The following is a 16,955-nucleotide window of genomic DNA, read 5'->3' as shown; positions in this document are numbered from 1 at the left end:
CGATGAGCCCACGACGCCGTACGACGCTGCGTGACATCGCCGAGTCGCTCGACCTGTCGGTCAACACCGTCTCACGGGCGCTCGCCGACAAGGACGCGGTCGGCGTGGAGACGCGCAGACGCGTCAAGGCCGAGGCCGAACGCCTCGGCTACGTGCCCAACACGATGGCCCGCTCGCTCGTCCTGCAGAACGCGATGACCCTCGGGCTGGTCATCACGAACCCGTCCAACCCGTTCTACGCCCGCCTCATCTCCGCGATCGAGGAGCGCGGGCGCACCCGCGGCTACTCGCTCATGCTGATGGTCACCGAGGACTCGGTCGACAACGAGCGCCGCGCCGCGGAGGAGCTGATGCGGTGGGGCGTCGACGGAGTGCTGGCGATCCCGGTCCAGCACGGCGCCGAGCACTGGGAACGTCTGCGCAAGTCCGGCGTCCCCCTCGTCCTGCTCAACCGTGACCTGCCCGGCCTCGACGTCGACCTGGTCGGCGTCGACTACTACGCCGGCGCCCGCGCGGCGACCGAGCACGCGCTGAGCACCGGCGCCACCGAGCTGTACCTGGTCGAAGAGGACCTGGACATCTCACCGGTCGCCGAGCGTATCCGCGGGTTCCGCGACACGCTCGCCGCCCACGGGCTCGGCGCCCCCGACGACGCGGTCGTCCGCGTGGACTCACCGGAGGACGTCTCCGTGTCGATACCGTTCGACCCCGGTCCCGCGTACGGGCTCGGCGCCGACCTCGCCCGGAGGGCCGGACCCGGCGCGGTCGTGCTCGCCGGCAACGACTACCACGCCCTGGGTCTGTGCCGCGCCTTCTCCGAACAGGGCCTGCGGGTGGGCGTGGACGTCGGCGTCATCGGGCACGGCGACCATCCCTTCTCGGCCTACCTCGACCCGGCGCTGACCACGGTGCGGCTGCCCGCGCCCGAGGTGGGGCGGGCCGGCATCGACCGGCTGCTCGAACACGTCGAGACCGCCGCGGGATCCGGTGGACCCGACGGCGCCGTGACCGGCCCGACGCACACGCTGCTGCCTCCCGAGCTCGTCGTGCGCGCATCCGTGCCCGGGACCGCCGGAGGTGAGCACTGATGGGAGCGTTCGTCGCGAAGCGGCTCGGACAGGCCGTGATCGTGGCCTGGGGAGCATTGACGCTGGTCTTCATCATCGTCCGTGTCGTGCCCGGAGACCCCGCGAAGCTCATCCTCGGCCCGGACGCCTCGGCCGACCAGCTCAAGCACGTACGGTCGGACTTCGGCCTCGACCATCCGCTGTGGCGGCAGTACCTGGAGCATCTCGGGGGAGTCCTGCACGGCGACCTCGGCGACTCGTGGCGCCTCGGCGGTTCAGCGCTCGGCGACACGCTCGAACGCTTCCCCGCCACTCTCACGCTGTCGCTGGTCGCGCTCGTGCTGACCATCCTGCTCGGCTTCCCGCTCGGGATGCTGTGCGCACGCCGGCCCGGCAAGGTGCTGGACCTGCTGGTGTCCACCGGGTCGCTGGTCGGGCAGGCCGTTCCGTCGTTCTGGCTCGGCATCGTCCTGATCCTGCTGTTCGCCCGCGAGCTGGGATGGCTGCCCGCGACCGCGGACGGGTCGTTGGCCGGGGTCCTGCTGCCGGCCTTCACCCTCGCGCTGCCGTTCATCGGCTGGCTCGCCCGCCTGGTGCGCAACGGCGCGCTGGAAGAGGGCGCGAAGGACTACGTGCGTACGGCCCGCGCCAAGGGCGTGCCGGAGGGCCTGGTCCAGTACGTGCACGTGGGCCGGAACATCGCGGTCCCGGTCGTCACCGTGCTCGGCCTCCTGATGGGCAACTTCATCGCCAACGCGGTCATCATCGAGGTCGTCTTCTCCTGGCCCGGCATCGGGTCGCTGATGGTGGACGCGATCACGAACCGCGACTACGCCGTCGTCGAGGCCGCGGTCCTCACGATGACGGTGTCCTACATCGCCCTGAACCTGCTCGTGGACGTCGTCTACTTCGCCCTCGACCCGCGCCTCACCCCGGAGAACGCATGACAGCCATTACCGTGCCGGCTGAAGGAGCCGCAGCACGCGCCAAGACCGGCGGTCGGCGCGTCCCTGTACGCGTGTGGGTGGGCGTCGGAGTGCTGGCGTTGTTCGTCCTCGCCGCGCTCGTCGGCCCGCTGCTGTGGCCGTACGATCCGGTGGCGACGCATCTGGCCGACCGGCTCCTCGCGCCCGGCGGCCGTACCGCCACGGGATCGATCGCCTGGCTCGGCACCGACCAGGTGGGCCGCGACCTGTTCGCCAACCTGCTCGCGGGGGCCCGGATCACGCTTCTCGTCGCCGGCGCGACCGTCGTCGTCGGTGGCGCCGTGGGTCTCGTCGTCGGCCTGGTCTCCGGCTACTTCGGCGGCCCGCTGGACACCGTCCTCTCGCGCGTCGGCGACGTGCAGCTCGCCTTCCCCTCGATCCTGCTCGCGATCCTGCTCGCCGGAGTCCTCGGCCCGAGCATCACCAACATCGTCATCACCCTGGCGATCACCCGCTGGGTCATCTTCGCCCGCGTCGTCCGCGCGTCGGCCATGTCGACGCGACGGCTGGAGTACGTCGACTCCGCCCGCGTCCTCGGCTGCGGGCACCTCCGCATCCTCGTCCGGCACGTGCTGCCGTCCTGCTGGCAGCCGCTGCTCGTCGCGGCGACGGTCCAGGTCGGCCTGGTGATGGTCGCCGAGGCGTCGCTGAGCTTCCTCGGTCTCGGCGTACCGGTCGACACGGCCTCCTGGGGCGCGACGGTCTCGATCGGGCGGGACTACCTGGGGTCGGCGTGGTGGATCTCCACGGTGCCGGCCGCCGCCCTCGCGCTCGTCGTCACCGCGGTCGGCGTGGTCGGCGACGGATTCCGTGACCTGTCCGACCCCCGGTCCCAGATCTGAATGAGAGGAGCGACCGATGTCTTCCACCGTTGAGGAGGTCGCCGGGGCCACCGAGGCGACCCCGGTCGCGCGGCTGCGCGGAGTCCACATCGGCTTCGGCGCCCCGGGGAGGGAACGCCCGGTCGTCCGGGGCGTCGAACTCGACCTCGTACCGGGCCGGGTCACCGCCCTGGTCGGGGAGTCCGGCAGCGGAAAGTCCCTGACGACACTCGCCCTCATGGGCCTGCTGCCCGGCGGCGCGCGTGTCAGCGCCGGGTCGGTCGAGATCGACGGGCAGGACACGGCCGGTTTCACCGACGCGCAGTGGCGCCGCCTGCGCGGGCCGAAGATCGCGATGGTCTTCCAGGACCCGATGGCCGCCCTGAACCCGTCGTTCACGATCGGGTGGCAGGTGGCCGAGACGTTCCGGCGTCACCAGGGCGTCTCGCACCGGACCGCGAGGGCCCGGACGATCGAGCTCATGCGGACCGTCGGGATCCCCGACGCCGAGCACAAGTACCACTCCTACCCGCACGAGTTCTCCGGAGGGATGCGCCAGCGCGCGATGATCGCCATGGCGCTGGCCCTCGAACCGGAGGTGCTGCTCGCCGACGAACCCACCACGGCCCTCGACGTGACGGTGCAGGCGCAGATCCTGCGCCTGCTCACGACCCGGCAGGCCGAGGCGCGGATGGCGATGCTGCTCGTCTCGCACGATCTGGGAGTGGTGGCCCGCGTCGCGCAGCACGTGGCGGTGATGTACGCCGGGCGGATCGTCGAGGCCGGCACCCTCGACGAGGTCTACACCACCCCGGCGCATCCCTATACGCGCGGGCTGCTCGACGCGATGCCCGACCCCGGCCGCCCCGGCCGGCTCGTCCCCATCGAGGGTCAGCCGCCGGCTCCCGGCCACCTGCCGGCGGGTTGCGCCTTCGCGCCACGCTGCCGCTTCGCCACCGAGGTGTGCCGGACCGACGACCCGGCGACGCTTCCCGTACCCGGCCGTGGCACCTCCACCGGCCACGTCGCAGCATGTCACCACAGTGCCCGGATTCTCGGCACGGAGCCGGAGGCGCGTTCGTGAACACCGCACAGGCAAGCGTTCCCGAGGCCGGCACCGCACTGCTGCGGATCCGCGGCCTGCGTGCCGGATACGCCACCCGCGGCCGGTCCGGGTTCGGCCGGCGCCGCGTCGACGCGGTCGCCGGCGTCGACCTGACGGTCCATGCGGGCCAGACCCTCTGCGTGGTGGGCGAGTCCGGCTGCGGCAAGTCGACTCTGGCCCGGTCGGTCGTGGGCCTGCTGGACCCGTTCGCCGGGTCGATCTCCTTCGGGGACGTCGACCTGTCCGCGGCGGGACGGCGTGAGCGGCACCGGGTCGCCCGCGACCTGCAGATGGTCTTCCAGGACCCGTACACCTCCCTGAATCCGCGGATGCGCGTCGCCGACGTCATCGCCGAGGGCTGGCACGTGCACCGGGGCGTGCTCCCCGCCGGCGAGCACGCGGCCGAGGTCGACCGCCTGCTCTCCCTCGTCGAACTGGACTCCTCCTACGCCGGACGCCGGTTGCACGAGCTGTCGGGAGGACAGTGCCAGCGGGTGAGCATCGCGCGAGCCCTGGCCCTGCGGCCGAAGCTGATCGTGTGCGACGAGGCGGTCTCCGCCCTCGACGTGTCGGTACGCGCGCAGGTCCTCAACCTCCTCATGGACCTGCAGCAGGAGCTGGGAGTCGCCTACCTGTTCATCTCGCACGACCTCGACGTGGTGCGCCACATCGCGGACGAGGTGGCGGTGATGTACCTCGGCACCATCGTCGAGCACGGCACCGCCGCACAGGTCTTCCAGAACCCGCGGCACCCCTACACCCGGGCGTTGCTGTCGGCGGCCCCGTCGATCCACGACCGTCCGGGCGGTACGAACGAGTCCGCGCTGACCGGCGAGGTCCCGTCACCGGCGGCGCCGCCGTCGGGGTGCCGGTTCCGGACCCGGTGCCCGATCGCGGCCGACGTCTGCGCCGCCGAGGTACCCGAGTTGCGGGTCCGCGGCGACGCCGACCACGCGGCGGCATGCCACTTCGCCGGCGAGAACCCCGCCACCGGAAGCTGACCACGAGCAAGGCCGAGGCCCGGCACCCCACCGCCGAGCGGCGGGAGGTGCCGGGCCGACCAAGTGTCGCCCGCCGCCGCGGCGATTCGTGGGCGGGTGGGAGGTTACGTGTGGGCGAGCAGGATCGCCGGGTTCTCCACGCAGTCGGCCACGTAGCGCAGGAAGCCCCCGGCGGTGCCCCCGTCGCAGACCCGGTGGTCGAAGGTGAGGGACAGCTGTGCGACCTTGCGCGCCGTGACCGTGCCGTCGACCACCCAGGACCGGTCGATGATGCGGCCGACGCCGAGGATCGCCGCTTCCGGATGGTTGATGATCGGGGTGGATCCGTCCACGCCGAAGACGCCGTAGTTGTTGAGCGTGAACGTCCCTCCGGTCAGCGCCGATGGTGGCAGCCTCCCCGAGCGTGCCAGGCCGGTGAGGCGGGTCAGCTCCGCGGCGAGCCGCGCGGTCGTCATCAGGTGCGCGTCGTGGACCACGGGCACGACGAGGCCCCGGTCGGTCTGCGCGGCGAAACCGAGGTTGACGTGCCCGTGCCGGACGATCTCGGCGCGGTCGGTGTCGACCGAGGAGTTCAGCTCGGGGAACCGCGTCAGGCCGTCCACGCAGATGCGGGCCAGCAGGGCGAGCAGCCCGATGCCGAGGTCGGGGCGGACCCGCGCGAGCGCGTTCTTCGCGTCGAGCAGCCCAGTCGCGTCGACGTCCACCCAGGTCGTGGCGTCCGGGATCTCCCGGCGGCTGCGGCTCAGCTTGTCGGCCACGGTCCGGCGCAGGCCGCGCAGCGGGATGCGCTCGGCCCTCAGCGCCCTCACCGGCGCGGCGGCGGGCTCCTCGGGCGCGCCCTGGGCGATGGCCTGTTCGACGTCGCGGCGGAGGATCACGCCGTGCGGTCCGGTGGGCCGGACGGCGGCGAGGTCCAGTCCGTGTTCGCGGGCCATCCTGCGGACGAGCGGGGAGATCACGCGAAGCGCGCGCGGCGGTTCGGGGGCGGGCGCCGGCGGCGCGGCCTCGGCGGTCTTCCGGCCGGCGAACCGGGAGCCGCGGCGCCGCCCGCGCGTCCCGGCCGTATGGCCCGTGCCGTAGCCGATCAGGACGTTGCCGGAGCCGGCCTGTTCCTCCTCCCGGTAGCGGGCGGCGTCGGGGTGCGTGCCCGGATCCCCGCCCGCGGCGTCGGCCGGCTCGCCGGCGGCGGGGCCGATCTCGATGAGTGGTTCGCCCACCGCCAGCACGGTGCCCGGCTCCGCGTGCAGTCGCCGTACGGTCCCGGCGTAGGGGACCGGCACCTCCACGGCCGCCTTGGCGGTCTCCACCTCCACCACGACCTGGTCGACCTCGACCGGGTCGCCGACGGCGACCTTCCACTCGAGGATCTCGGCCTCGGTCAGGCCCTCGCCGAGGTCGGGCAGGCGGAACACCTGCCGCGTGAGGACGGTCGTCATGACGCCTCCCGGTCCAGGTGGAGGACGTCGGGTTCGTCGTCGAACTGCAGCCGGTCCACCGCGTCGAGGATCCGGTCGGCGTCCGGCAGGTACGCGTGCTCCAGTTTCGGCGGCGGATAGGGGATGTCGAAGCCCGTGACCCGCAGCACGGGGGCGGCGAGCGAGTGGAAGCAGCGTTCCTGTACGCGCGCCGCGACCTCCGCGCCCACTCCGGCGAACCCCTGGGCCTCCTGGACCACCACGCAGCGGCCCGTCCCGCGCACCGAGGACACGACGGTCTCGTCGTCGAACGGGACGAGCGTGCGCAGGTCCACCACCTCCAGGTCGACGCCGTCCCGGGCCGCGGCCTCGGCCGCCTGGAGCGCCACCGGGACGCCGGGCCCGTAGGCGACCAGCGTCGCGTCGCGCCCCTCGCGCCGTACCGCCGCCCGCCCGAACCCCGCGGCGCGGCGGTCGGCTGGGTCGGTCTCACCCTTGGACCAGTACAGCCGCTTGGGCTCCATGAAGATCACCGGATCGGGGTCGGCGATGGCGTCGCGCAGCAGCCAGTACGCGTCGTCCGGAGTCGCGGGCGTGACCACCTTCAGGCCCGGCGTGTGGGCGTAGTAGGCCTCGCTGGAGTCGCAGTGGTGCTCGACGCCGCCGATGCCGCCCGCGTACGGGATGCGGATCACGATCGGCAGCGACAGCCGGCCGCGGGTGCGGTTGCGCGTCTTGGCCACGTGCGAGGCGATCTGCTCGAAGGCCGGGTAGGCGAAGGCGTCGAACTGCATCTCCACCACGGGGCGGAAACCGCCCATCGCCATGCCCACGGCCAGGCCCACGATGCCCGCCTCGGCGAGCGGGGTGTCGAAGCACCGTTCTTCGCCGAACTCCTTGGTCAGCCCGTCGGTGATGCGGAAGACCCCGCCGAGCGGGCCGACGTCCTCGCCGAAGACGAGCACGCGCTCGTCCGCGTCCAGCGCGTCCCGCAGCGCGGTGTTCAGCGCCTGCGCCATCGTCATCGCGGCCATGTCAGTCCTCCGGTGAGGTGAGTTCGGCCGTGAGCGAGGCCCGCTGCTCGCGCAGCTGGGGGGTGGGCTCGGCGAAGACGTGGTCGAACAGCTCGTACGGGTCGGTCCGCGTGTCGGCGTTCATCCGCTCCCGGACCCGTGAGGCGAACTCCTCGGCGGCCTCGTGCGCCGAGGCGACGCTCTCCGCGTCGAGCAGGCCCCGGTCGCGCAGGTACGTCTCCAGCCGGGCGAGGGGATCGGCCGCCTCCCACCGGGCGACCTCCTCCGGATCGCGGTAGCGGCCGGCGTCGTCGGCGTTGGTGTGCGGGTCCATGCGGTACGTGTGCGCCTCGACCAGGAACGGGCCGTCTCCGGCCCGCGCGTGGCGCACCGCCGCGGTCAGGACGGACAGCGTCGCGACGAGGTCGTTGCCGTCCACCTGCTCGGACCGGACGCCGTAGCCGATCCCCTTGTACGCGAGCGCGGGGGCGGCGGTCTGCCGGGCCAGCGGCACCGAGATCGCGTACTGGTTGTTCTGCACGAGGAACACGACGGGGGAGCGGAGGACCGCGGCGTAGTTGAGCGCCTCGTGGAAGTCGCCCTCGCTGGTGCCGCCGTCCCCGATGAAGGCCATCACGACGCCGTCCTCGCCCTTGCGGCGCAGCGCCTCGGCCAGGCCCACCGCGTGGAGGGTGTGGGTGGCCAGCGGCGTGCACTGGGGCGCGACATGCGTGGCCGCGGGGTCGTACCCGCAGTGCCAGTCGCCCCGCAGGAGCGTGAGGGCCTCGACGGGGTCGATGCCGCGGGCGATCAGGGCCATCGAGTCGCGGTAGGTCGGGAACAGCCAGTCGTTCTGGCGCAGCACGAGCACACCGGCGATCTGGCAGGCCTCCTGGCCGCGGCTCGACGGGTAGACGGCGAGCCGGCCCTGCTTGGTCAGCGCGGTCGCCTGACGGTCGAAGCGGCGGCCGAGCACCATGCGGCGGTACGCCTCCCGCAGCTGCTCGTCCTCCGGCGCCGGGTAGCCGGCGGGCGGTTCGACGGCCGTGCCGTCCTCGGCGACGAACCGCACCGGGACGGGTGAAGGAAGAAGGTCGTCGACCACTTGGCGATGTGTCACGGACATGGCGACGCTCCCTTTCTCTGGACGTTTGACAGGAGCAGCGTCCGCTTCGGGCATCATCCGTTCAAGACATCGGGCACAATTAGCGACAAATAGGTCTCAAGCGGGCTTGAGGTGGACCGAATGTCGTCCGAAGAGGGCATTGGCGGGGGCTTGGCCGGACGTTCTGCCGGTCCGCTGGACGAGGTGGACCGCGCGATCATCGCCGCGTTGCTGAACGACGGCCGGATCTCGGTGCGGGCCCTCGCCGAGCAGGTCCACATCTCCCGGGCCAACGCCTACGCGCGGCTCTCCCGGCTGACGGACGAGGGGGTGATCACCGGTTTCACGATCGAGCTCGCGCCGCAGAAGGCGGGCCTGGGCACCAGCGCGTACGTCTCGGTCACCATCGAGCAGAACGCCTGGCGCGCGGTGTCGGCCGGGCTCCAGGACATCCCCTACGTCGAGCACTTCGCCATGGTCGGCGGTGACTACGACGTGCTGGTCCTGGTCCGGGCGCCGGACAACGCGGCGCTCCGGCACGTGGTGCTCGAACGCATCCAGGACGTCCCCGGTGTCCGCGCCACCCGTACGTGGCTGGTGTTCGACGAGGCCCGCGGCCGGGGCGCGGACTGGGGGAAGGAGGCGAGGTGAGCGAGGGTCACCCGTCCCGCGACGCCTCGTACTCCCCGAGGAGCGCTTCGAGGCGCCGCACCATGAACGTGTAATACTCGTGCATCTCCCGGATGCGGCCGCGCTGGCGGCTGGGCAGGCCCGCCCCGCGCGCCCGCGCGTTCTCGGCCAGGGTCAGCAGCTCGGTCGTCTGCTCCAGCTGGTGTTGGAGGCAGCCGGTCCAGGCGTCGTCGCGCCACTCGTACACGTACTGCCGCGAACCCGGTTCCTTGAACCGCCGTACGGTCCCGCTCACCATCAGCAGGCGTGTCGTCTCCGACATCGAGCCCTTGCTCGCGTCGAGCGCGCGCTGCAGCTCCGCCATCGTCATCGGCGTCTCGCTGAGCATCAGGACGCCCGCGGTGCGCCCGGCCATCGGGGGCCAGCCCATCGCACGGCCGATGTGCAGGCCGAAGTCGTCGATCAGTGCGTTCACGTCACCGGGATCGTGGTCGCCGGCCGGGCTGGGCACGATCGGGCTCCAATCGCTCAGCAAAAAATGAACTTTCACTCTTGACTGAACTTTCCCCTGGAGGCAGAGTCTACCGCCAACGGCGGTTCGGAGGTCTCCGCAGCCGCATTCCCCGGCCGGACGCAGGAGGCTCGCCATGACGGACACGAGCTGGGACGTCATCGTCGTCGGCGCGGGCTCCGCCGGCGCGACGCTCGCCGCCCGTTCGGCCGAGCGAGGGAGGCGCGTCCTGCTCCTGGAGGCCGGGCCCGACTACCGGTCGGCGGAGATGCCGGAGGTGTGGCGGTCGCCGAACCCGGCCCGCGCGCTGCTCGACCCCGGCGCCGGGGAACACCTGGTGTGGGCGGGCGTCGACTCTTCGCGGACCGACGGGCAGGCCCCGGCCCCGTACTGGCGCGGCCGGGGTGCGGGCGGCAGTTCGTCGATCAACGGGCAGATCGCGATCCGCCCGCCGATGGAGGACTTCGACGACTGGGCCGCGGCCGGCTGCGCCGGCTGGTCGGCCGAGGACGTGCTGCCCTACTTCGTGAAGCTGGAGGACGACGAGGAGTTCGGCGACGAGCCGTACCACGGACGGGGCGGGCCGACTCCGATCTTCCGGACGCCGCGGGAGCGATGGGGGACGGTGGACGCCGCCCTGGGCGCCGCCGCGCTGGCGGCGGGCCACCCCTGGGCGCCGGACGTGAACGCGCCCCGGGCGAGCGGGGTCTCGCCGTACCCGATCAACTCGCGCTCCGGGCGCAGGGTCTCGGTCAACGACGCCTACCTCGAACCGTCCCGATCCCGGCCCGGCCTCACCATCCGCGGCGACGCCCTGGTCGACCGGGTCGTGTTCGCCGGTGACCGCGCCGTCGGCGTCCGGGTCGTCGTGGCCGGGACGGCGGTGACCGAGTACGCGGACGAGGTGGTGCTCAGCGCGGGAGTGATCCACTCTCCGGCGATCCTGATGCGGTCGGGCGTGGGCCCGGCGGACGCCCTGCGGCGGCTCGGCATCACGGTGCGGCAGGACCTCCCGGTCGGCCTCGGCATGCAGGACCACCCGATGGTCGTCGTCGACCTGCCGCTGACCGAGGAGGCGGCCATCCGGACGGCGGACGACCGGCATACCAACGTCTGCGTCCGCTACACCAGCGGGGCCGTGCCGTACGACCTGATGTTCGTCTCGATGAACCAGAACGTGCTGTCCATGCAGGCCGCCGACACGCGGTGGCCCGCCGGCGGCCTGGGCGTGTGGCTGAACCACAACCACTCGCGCGGCGTGCTGACGCTGACGTCCGCCGACCCCGAGGCCCAGCCCGAGGTACGGGAGCGGATGCTGTCGGACGCCCGTGACCGCGAGCGGTTGCGCGAAGGGGTCCGCGCCCTGGTCGAGCTGGCCCGCGGCGCCGAGGTCGCCCCGATCGTCGAGGGCTCGATCGAGGCACGGAACAGCCGCCTGTTCGCGGTGCTGGACGACGACGCCGGGCTCGACGACCACCTGCTCGCCACCGTGGTGGACGCCCAGCATGGCACCAGCACGTGCCGGATGGGCGCGCCCGATGACGCCTCGGCGGTGGTCGACCCGTCGTGCCGCGTCCTCGGCGTCGACGGCCTGCGCGTCGTCGACGCGTCGGTCTTCCCGTCCGTCCCGCGGGCCAACACCAACCTGGCCTCGATCATGGTCGGCGAGCTCATGGCCGACCGGCTCGGCTGAGCCGTCCCGGCTCCTCCACCCGTCCCGTCCTGCTTTTCTGGTCTCCATCAGTGGTTGCGCGGACGGCCCGGTCCGTGCGACCTTATTACTGACCGAGCGATAAGTAATTGCCTCGGGAGGGAAGATGACCACGACTCCCACGGAGCGGGACCCGGAGGAGCGGCTGCGGGCCGGGTTCGACGCGACCATCGCGCGCCACGACCGCATCGAGCCCCGCGACTGGATGCCGGACGCCTACCGCAGGACGCTCGTGCGCCAGATCGCCCAGCACGCGCACTCCGAGATCATCGGCATGCAGCCCGAGGGCAACTGGATCGGACGCGCCCCGTCGTTGCGCCGCAAGGCGATCCTCCTGGCGAAGGTGCAGGACGAAGCGGGGCACGGCCTGTACCTCTACTCGGCGTGCGAGACCCTCGGCGTCTCCCGCACCGAGCTGACCGACCTGCTCCTGGCCGGTCGGCAGAAGTACTCCTCGATCTTCAACTACCCGACGCTGTCCTACGCCGACGTCGGCACGATCGGCTGGCTCGTCGACGGCGCCGCGATCTGCAACCAGGTGCCGCTGTGCCGCACCTCGTACGGTCCGTACGGCCGGGCCATGATCCGCATCTGCAAGGAGGAGTCCTTCCACCAGCGGCAGGGCTATGAGCTGCTCATGACGATGATGCGCGGCACCGACGCGCAGCGGGCCATGGTCCAGGAGTCGGTCGACCGGTTCTGGTGGCCGAGCCTGATGATGTTCGGCCCGCCGGACGCGCAGTCGCCCAACAGCGCGCGGTCGATGGCCTGGGGCGTCAAGCGCAACTCCAACGACGAGCTGCGTCAGAAGTTCGTCGACATGACGGTTCCCCAGGCGGAGGCGCTCGGGGTGACGCTACCCGACCCCGACCTGCGCTGGAACGAGGAGCGCGGTCACCACGACTTCGGCGAGCCCGACTGGGCGGAGCTCGCCGCGGTCATCGCCGGAAACGGGCCGTGCAACGCGCAGCGGCTGGCCCACCGCCGGGCGGCCCACGAGGACGGCGCCTGGGTGCGCGAGGCGGCGACGGCGTTCGCGGAGCGGTCCGCCGGGGCGGGTGCGCGATGAGCGGCGACCGGCGAGAGTGGCCGCTGTACGAGGTGTTCGTCCGCGGCAAGCGCGGGCTCAACCACGTGCACGTCGGATCGCTGCACGCCCCGGACGACGCGATGGCCCTGCGGCACGCGCGCGACGTCTACACCCGGCGCAACGAGGGCGTGAGCATCTGGGTCGTACGGGCCGACGCGATCACGGCGTCCAGCCCGGACGAGAAGGACCCGCTGTTCGCGCCGAACGGCGACAAGGTCTACCGTCACCCGACGTTCTATGAGATTCCCGGCGACGTCCCGCACATGTGAGAGAAGACCCATGAGCGACGAAAGTGGGAGCATCTTCGACGGCCTGATCGGCGGGGACTCCTCCCAGTGGGCCTTCGGCACCGACTTCGAGGCCCCGCTGGCGGGCGTCGACACGACGGTGCCCGACGGCGTCGACCACGGCGAGCTCGCCGGCTACTGCCTGATGCTCGGCGACGACGCCCTGATCATGTCGCAGCGCCTGTCGGAATGGTGCAGCCGCGCGCCCGACCTCGAAGAGGACATCGCGCTGGCGAACATGGCCCTCGACCTCCTCGGCCAGGCCCGCCTGCTGCTCGCGCGGGCGGCCGCCGCGGACCCCGGCGTCGTACCCGCCCTGCCCGACGGCTCGCCGGTGCCCGCGGAGGACGCGCTCGCCTTCTTCCGCGAGGCGGAGGCGTTCCGCAACGTACGCCTCGCCGAAGTGGCGAACGGCGACTTCGCGCACGTCGTCGTGCGCCTGCTGCTGTTCTCGGCGGCCCGGCTCGCGCTGCTCGAACGGCTCCGCGGGAGCGCCGACAAGGTGCTGGCCGCGGTGGCGGCCAAGGGCGTCAAGGAGGTCGCCTACCACCGCGACTGGGCGGGCCGCTGGTTCCTCACCCTCGCGCGGGGCACCGACGAGTCGCACCGCCGGCTCGTCGCTGCCCTCGACGCTTTGTGGCCCCTCCAGGACGAGCTCGTCGCCACGCACCCCCTCGAACGCTCCCTCGCGCGGGCGGGCGTCGGCGTCGACCCCGCGTCCACCCGCGACGAGGTGGACGCCGTCCTCGACCAGGTGTTCGCCGTGAGCGGCGTCGACCGCCCGGACCGCGCGCCGCTCGCCGGAGTCGGCGGGCGGACCGGCCGTCACGGCACGCACACCGAGGCCCTCAGCCGGCTGCTCGCCGAGATGCAGGTGGTCGCGCGCGCACACCCGAGCGGGCGCTGGTGAGCGGCCGCGACCGCGCCATCGAGGTCGCCGGGCAGGTACGCGACCCGGAGATGCCGATGCTCACGCTCGCCGACCTCGGCGTGCTGCGCGGCGTCGAGGTGCGGCCGGACGACGACGGCGAGGCCGTCATCGTCTCGATCACCCCCACCTACACCGGCTGCCCGGCCATGGCGACCATGCGCGACGACCTCGTGCACCGGCTGAACGACGCCGGGTTCGCCCGCGTCGAGGTGCGGGTCGTCCTCGACCCGCCCTGGTCCAGCGACTGGATCTCCGAGCGCGGCCGCGCCGCGCTGCGGGAGGCCGGGCTGTCGCCGCCCGGTCCCGCCGCCCGCCCGGCCGGGCCGGTGATGCTCACGCTCGGCCCGCCCCGGCCCGCCCCGCCCTGCCCGCGCTGCGGCTCGGCGGCCACCCGGCTGACGTCGGAGTTCGGCGCCACCGCCTGCAAGGCCCTCTACCGCTGCACCGACTGCCTCGAACCGTTCGAGCACGTCAAGGAGATCTGACATGACCGAGCGAAGCGAGGGAATCGAAGGCGCGTCCTCGTGGTCACGTCCTCCGACGAAGGAGGATTCATGACCGAGCGAAGCGAGGGAATCGAAGGCGCGTCCTCGTGGTCACGTCCTCCGACGAAGGAGGATTCATGACCGAGCGAAGCGAGGGAATCGAAGGCGCGTCCCGGTGGTCACGTCCTCCGACGAAGGAGGATTCATGACCGAGCGAAGCGAGGGAATCGAAGGCGCGTCCTCATGGTCACATCCTCCGACGAAGGAGGACTCATGACCACGCTCGCGCCCAGCCCGGTGCCGGCCCGGCGCGCGGTCTTCCACCCGCTGACCGTCGCGGCGGTGGACCGGCTGTGCGAGGACGCGGCGGCGATCACCTTCGCCGTACCCGACGAGCTGCGCGAGACGTACGCCTTCCGCGCGGGGCAGTCGCTCACGCTGCGCCGCGTCGTCGACGGACGGGAGCACCGCCGGTCGTACTCCATCTGCGCGCCGGCCGGCGCCGCGCCGCGGATCGGCGTCCGCGAGGTCCCCGGCGGGCTCTTCTCCTCCTGGCTCGTACGCGAGGTGGCGCCCGGCACCCGGATCGAGGTGCAGCCCCCGACCGGTTCGTGGCACGCCGACCCCGCCCTGGGCGAACGGCACCTGTGCGTCGCCGCCGGATCGGGCATCACCCCCCTGCTGTCGGTCGCCTCGACCGTGCTCACCCATCCCGCCGCCCAGGTCTCACTGCTGTACGGCAACCGGACGAGCCGCACCGTGATGTTCACCGAGGAGCTCGACGACCTGAAGAACAGGTACGGTCCCCGCCTCCAGATCGCCCACGTGCTCTCCCGCGAGCCGCGCGACGTCGAACTGTTCTCCGGCCGGCTCGACGGTGACCGGCTCCGCCGCGTCCTCACCGGTCTGGTCCCGGTCGAGGTGTTCGACCACGTCTGGCTCTGCGGTCCCCTGGAGATGATCCAGGACGCGCGTCCCGTGCTCGCCGACCTCGGCGTGCCCGCCGACCGCGTGCACGTCGAACTCTTCTACGTCGACGAACCCCCGCCCCGGCCGAGGCGGGAGGAGCACGGCATCGCCCCCGGCGCCACGACCGAGCTCACGACGGTGCTGGACGGTCTGCGCACCACCGCGACCGTCTCACGGGAGACGACGATCCTCGAGGGCGCCCAGGCCACGCGCGCCGACCTGCCGTTCGCCTGCAAGGGCGGCGTCTGCGGGACCTGCCGTGCCGTCGTCCGCGGGGGAGAGGTCGACATGCGCCGCAACTACGCCCTCGAACCGGCCGAGGTGGACGCCGGATTCGTCCTCACATGCCAGACGTTCCCGGTCGGGGACCGGGTGACCGTCGACTACGACGCCTGAGCCGGTGTCCCGCCGGACGGCCGGTCAGGGTTCGTACCGGGCGAGACCGTCGAAGGCGATGGTGATGATCGCGTCCGCGACCGTCGCCGGATCGTACGCCCCGTCCGCGCGGTACCACTCGACCAGCGAGTTGACCATGCCGAACAGCAGCCGGCTCACCAGCTTCGGCGGCACGTCGTCGCGCAGGGCGCCCTCCGCGACCGCGTCCGCGACGAGCGCGGCGAGGCGGTCGTCGAGCCAGCGCCGGCGTTCGAGGGCGGCCAGCTCGACCTCGCTGTTGCCCCGCACGCGCAGGAGGAGCGTGACGGACGGCTGGTGCGCGACGAGGACCTCGACGCTGCGCCGCACCATCGCGCGCAGCCGCTCGTAGGCGGTCGTCCCGGCCCGCTCGCGGGAGGCCTCGGTGACGGCGGCGGTGAGCTCGTCGAGAGCGTCGTCCAGCGCCTGGCCGAGCAGCTGTTCCTTGCTCGTGACGTGATGGTAGATCGCCGGCTTGGTCAGCCCCAGCTCCCTGGCCAGGTCGCCCACGCTCGTCGCGTCGTACCCCTTGCGGTTGAACAGCTCCACCGCGGCGCGCAGGATCGCCGGCTGGTCATAGCCCGGACGGCCACGCCGACGGCGCGGAGTCGGTGCGGCGGGCCCCGTTGACGTCACAGGTGCAGCATAAGGTCGCCCGGAAAGCCCCGCCGCAGGCTAACGGCTTGGTGCACGACCGGCTCGTGGTTACGGTCGTTCCCATGGCAGGGCAGGGCAGGGCAGGGCTGCGGTTGTCGGTTGGGCGGCCCGATCGAGTGCCGATGAGCCGGAGGGGACCGTGCTGGAGAAGTTGCCGGATGGTCTGTGGGCCACTCGGTATGTTGGTGATCGCTTTCCGGGGTCGCCGCTGGTGGCCGACAGGCCTGGGCTCGCTGATGGGGCCAACTGCCAGCTGTTCGCCTATGAGGTGCTCAGGTTGTTCGGACTCGACCTGCCTGACCTGCGGTCGAGTGAGCTCTGGGCTGATGCGGAGTTCACCGAGCGGGTGGCAGCGGCCTGTCCTTTGGACCTGGTCCTGTTCAACGCCACCCAGGATGCGTGGGGTGCTCACGTGGGAGTCTGCGCCGGCGACGATCAGATCCTGCACTTGTGTGCCGAGGCCGGGTACCCCGCCATATGGAGCTGGCGGGAGTTCAATGACCGGGAGCGGTACCGAACTCTGGTCGGCATCAAACGGGTCGTGCGTCGTCTGCACGAGTGTCCGCAGCCTCCGGGGGCATCGTGGCGTTCGACTCGGTGTGGATGATCGGCTTCACCGACCGGGACAGCGATCGGTGTGCGGCATTCTCCGGATTCTCCAGGGACCACAGCTGTTCACCGCTGGCGAGGTCGACGGCCCGCAGCCGACGTCACCACGTGGGACAGGGCTGTCACGGTCGTCCCGACGGCGTATGGC

General features: G+C 72.2%; 18 protein-coding genes. 13 read left to right on the top strand and 5 right to left on the bottom strand.

Annotated features, from left to right (window positions below; genetic code table 11):
• Window positions 1-2: 2 nt before the first annotated feature.
• Genes ACQEV1_RS31645 through ACQEV1_RS31625 form a run of 5 tightly spaced genes read left to right on the top strand, consistent with a single transcriptional unit; the run spans window position 3 to window position 4,980 of the window.
• The gene (locus ACQEV1_RS31645) at window positions 3-1,088 is read left to right on the top strand and encodes a LacI family DNA-binding transcriptional regulator (RefSeq protein ID WP_285622892.1); all 1,086 of its coding nucleotides are present in this window, start codon (window positions 3-5) and stop codon (window positions 1,086-1,088) included.
• Complete coding sequence (locus ACQEV1_RS31640; RefSeq protein WP_285622889.1) at window positions 1,088-2,014, top strand: ABC transporter permease; 927 nt, start codon at window positions 1,088-1,090, stop codon at window positions 2,012-2,014. Before ACQEV1_RS31645 ends, ACQEV1_RS31640 begins: the two co-directional genes overlap by 1 nt.
• Window positions 2,011-2,895, top strand: a complete 885-nt coding sequence (locus ACQEV1_RS31635; RefSeq protein ID WP_433398295.1) for an ABC transporter permease — start codon at window positions 2,011-2,013, stop codon at window positions 2,893-2,895. The genes ACQEV1_RS31640 and ACQEV1_RS31635 overlap by 4 nt, the downstream gene beginning before the upstream one ends.
• A gap of 16 nt (window positions 2,896-2,911) precedes the next feature.
• Window positions 2,912-3,958 (top strand): ABC transporter ATP-binding protein, encoded by a 1,047-nt coding sequence (locus tag ACQEV1_RS31630; RefSeq protein ID WP_433398293.1) that lies wholly within the window; start codon window positions 2,912-2,914, stop codon window positions 3,956-3,958.
• Window positions 3,955-4,980 carry an ABC transporter ATP-binding protein gene (locus ACQEV1_RS31625; protein WP_433398291.1) on the top strand — a complete coding sequence of 342 codons (1,026 nt, stop codon included), beginning with the start codon at window positions 3,955-3,957 and terminating at the stop codon, window positions 4,978-4,980. Before ACQEV1_RS31630 ends, ACQEV1_RS31625 begins: the two co-directional genes overlap by 4 nt.
• A 104-nt stretch (window positions 4,981-5,084) precedes the next feature.
• Here the strand turns inward: ACQEV1_RS31625 and ACQEV1_RS31620 are convergent, their stop codons facing one another.
• The 3 genes from ACQEV1_RS31620 to pdhA are packed head-to-tail and all read right to left on the bottom strand — an operon-like array spanning window position 5,085 to window position 8,534.
• Window positions 5,085-6,416, bottom strand: coding sequence for a dihydrolipoamide acetyltransferase family protein (locus ACQEV1_RS31620; protein ID WP_433398289.1), 1,332 nt, complete (start codon window positions 6,414-6,416; stop codon window positions 5,085-5,087).
• The gene (locus tag ACQEV1_RS31615) at window positions 6,413-7,429 is read right to left on the bottom strand and encodes an alpha-ketoacid dehydrogenase subunit beta (RefSeq protein WP_285622878.1); all 1,017 of its coding nucleotides are present in this window, start codon (window positions 7,427-7,429) and stop codon (window positions 6,413-6,415) included. Before ACQEV1_RS31615 ends, ACQEV1_RS31620 begins: the two co-directional genes overlap by 4 nt.
• Before the next feature lies 1 nt (window position 7,430).
• The gene (gene pdhA / locus ACQEV1_RS31610; protein WP_285622875.1) at window positions 7,431-8,534 is read right to left on the bottom strand and encodes a pyruvate dehydrogenase (acetyl-transferring) E1 component subunit alpha; all 1,104 of its coding nucleotides are present in this window, start codon (window positions 8,532-8,534) and stop codon (window positions 7,431-7,433) included.
• 150 nt (window positions 8,535-8,684) lie between these two features.
• Between pdhA and ACQEV1_RS31605 the strand changes: the two genes are divergently transcribed.
• Window positions 8,685-9,164 carry an Lrp/AsnC family transcriptional regulator gene (locus tag ACQEV1_RS31605; protein WP_285572068.1) on the top strand — a complete coding sequence of 160 codons (480 nt, stop codon included), beginning with the start codon at window positions 8,685-8,687 and terminating at the stop codon, window positions 9,162-9,164.
• A gap of 7 nt (window positions 9,165-9,171) precedes the next feature.
• Here the strand turns inward: ACQEV1_RS31605 and ACQEV1_RS31600 are convergent, their stop codons facing one another.
• Window positions 9,172-9,654, bottom strand: a complete 483-nt coding sequence (locus tag ACQEV1_RS31600; protein WP_433398286.1) for a GbsR/MarR family transcriptional regulator — start codon at window positions 9,652-9,654, stop codon at window positions 9,172-9,174.
• Window positions 9,655-9,790: 136 nt separating this feature from the next.
• Between ACQEV1_RS31600 and ACQEV1_RS31595 the strand changes: the two genes are divergently transcribed.
• From ACQEV1_RS31595 to paaE, 6 genes are all read left to right on the top strand, one after another.
• The gene (locus ACQEV1_RS31595; RefSeq protein ID WP_433398284.1) at window positions 9,791-11,347 is read left to right on the top strand and encodes a GMC family oxidoreductase; all 1,557 of its coding nucleotides are present in this window, start codon (window positions 9,791-9,793) and stop codon (window positions 11,345-11,347) included.
• A 124-nt stretch (window positions 11,348-11,471) separates the two neighbouring features.
• Window positions 11,472-12,434 (top strand): 1,2-phenylacetyl-CoA epoxidase subunit PaaA, encoded by a 963-nt coding sequence (paaA, locus tag ACQEV1_RS31590; RefSeq protein ID WP_433398282.1) that lies wholly within the window; start codon window positions 11,472-11,474, stop codon window positions 12,432-12,434.
• Window positions 12,431-12,724, top strand: a complete 294-nt coding sequence (gene paaB, locus ACQEV1_RS31585) for a 1,2-phenylacetyl-CoA epoxidase subunit PaaB (RefSeq protein WP_285622867.1) — start codon at window positions 12,431-12,433, stop codon at window positions 12,722-12,724. The genes paaA and paaB overlap by 4 nt, the downstream gene beginning before the upstream one ends.
• Window positions 12,725-12,734: 10 nt before the next feature.
• Window positions 12,735-13,652 carry a 1,2-phenylacetyl-CoA epoxidase subunit PaaC gene (gene paaC, locus ACQEV1_RS31580; RefSeq protein ID WP_433398279.1) on the top strand — a complete coding sequence of 306 codons (918 nt, stop codon included), beginning with the start codon at window positions 12,735-12,737 and terminating at the stop codon, window positions 13,650-13,652.
• The gene (gene paaD, locus ACQEV1_RS31575; RefSeq protein ID WP_433398277.1) at window positions 13,649-14,158 is read left to right on the top strand and encodes a 1,2-phenylacetyl-CoA epoxidase subunit PaaD; all 510 of its coding nucleotides are present in this window, start codon (window positions 13,649-13,651) and stop codon (window positions 14,156-14,158) included. Before paaC ends, paaD begins: the two co-directional genes overlap by 4 nt.
• A 273-nt stretch (window positions 14,159-14,431) precedes the next feature.
• Window positions 14,432-15,523, top strand: a complete 1,092-nt coding sequence (gene paaE / locus ACQEV1_RS31570) for a 1,2-phenylacetyl-CoA epoxidase subunit PaaE (RefSeq protein ID WP_433398275.1) — start codon at window positions 14,432-14,434, stop codon at window positions 15,521-15,523.
• 24 nt (window positions 15,524-15,547) lie between these two features.
• Here the strand turns inward: paaE and ACQEV1_RS31565 are convergent, their stop codons facing one another.
• Complete coding sequence (locus ACQEV1_RS31565; protein ID WP_285622859.1) at window positions 15,548-16,177, bottom strand: TetR/AcrR family transcriptional regulator; 630 nt, start codon at window positions 16,175-16,177, stop codon at window positions 15,548-15,550.
• A 160-nt stretch (window positions 16,178-16,337) separates the two neighbouring features.
• Between ACQEV1_RS31565 and ACQEV1_RS31560 the strand changes: the two genes are divergently transcribed.
• Window positions 16,338-16,805 carry a hypothetical protein gene (locus ACQEV1_RS31560; RefSeq protein ID WP_433398273.1) on the top strand — a complete coding sequence of 156 codons (468 nt, stop codon included), beginning with the start codon at window positions 16,338-16,340 and terminating at the stop codon, window positions 16,803-16,805.
• The last annotated feature ends 150 nt before the right edge of the window (window positions 16,806-16,955 follow it).

It is taken from the genome of Actinoallomurus sp. CA-142502, assembly GCF_050936355.1.
GTDB lineage: Bacteria > Actinomycetota > Actinomycetes > Streptosporangiales > Streptosporangiaceae > Actinoallomurus > Actinoallomurus iriomotensis.
Note: the sequence above shows the minus strand (reverse complement) of the source record. Positions and strands in the feature narration are given on the sequence as shown.

Bases quoted from the DNA above. Each gene is read 5' to 3' on its own strand.
- ACQEV1_RS31645 (WP_285622892.1), top strand. From the start codon at position 3: ATGAGCCCACGACGCCGTACGACGCTGCGTGACATCGCCGAGTCGCTC.
- ACQEV1_RS31640 (WP_285622889.1), top strand. From the start codon at position 1,088: ATGGGAGCGTTCGTCGCGAAGCGGCTCGGACAGGCCGTGATCGTGGCC.
- ACQEV1_RS31635 (WP_433398295.1), top strand. From the start codon at position 2,011: ATGACAGCCATTACCGTGCCGGCTGAAGGAGCCGCAGCACGCGCCAAG.
- ACQEV1_RS31630 (WP_433398293.1), top strand. From the start codon at position 2,912: ATGTCTTCCACCGTTGAGGAGGTCGCCGGGGCCACCGAGGCGACCCCG.
- ACQEV1_RS31620 (WP_433398289.1), bottom strand. From the start codon at position 6,416: ATGACGACCGTCCTCACGCGGCAGGTGTTCCGCCTGCCCGACCTCGGC.
- ACQEV1_RS31615 (WP_285622878.1), bottom strand. From the start codon at position 7,429: ATGGCCGCGATGACGATGGCGCAGGCGCTGAACACCGCGCTGCGGGAC.
- pdhA (WP_285622875.1), bottom strand. From the start codon at position 8,534: ATGTCCGTGACACATCGCCAAGTGGTCGACGACCTTCTTCCTTCACCC.
- ACQEV1_RS31595 (WP_433398284.1), top strand. From the start codon at position 9,791: ATGACGGACACGAGCTGGGACGTCATCGTCGTCGGCGCGGGCTCCGCC.
- paaA (WP_433398282.1), top strand. From the start codon at position 11,472: ATGACCACGACTCCCACGGAGCGGGACCCGGAGGAGCGGCTGCGGGCC.
- paaB (WP_285622867.1), top strand. From the start codon at position 12,431: ATGAGCGGCGACCGGCGAGAGTGGCCGCTGTACGAGGTGTTCGTCCGC.
- paaC (WP_433398279.1), top strand. From the start codon at position 12,735: ATGAGCGACGAAAGTGGGAGCATCTTCGACGGCCTGATCGGCGGGGAC.
- paaE (WP_433398275.1), top strand. From the start codon at position 14,432: ATGACCACGCTCGCGCCCAGCCCGGTGCCGGCCCGGCGCGCGGTCTTC.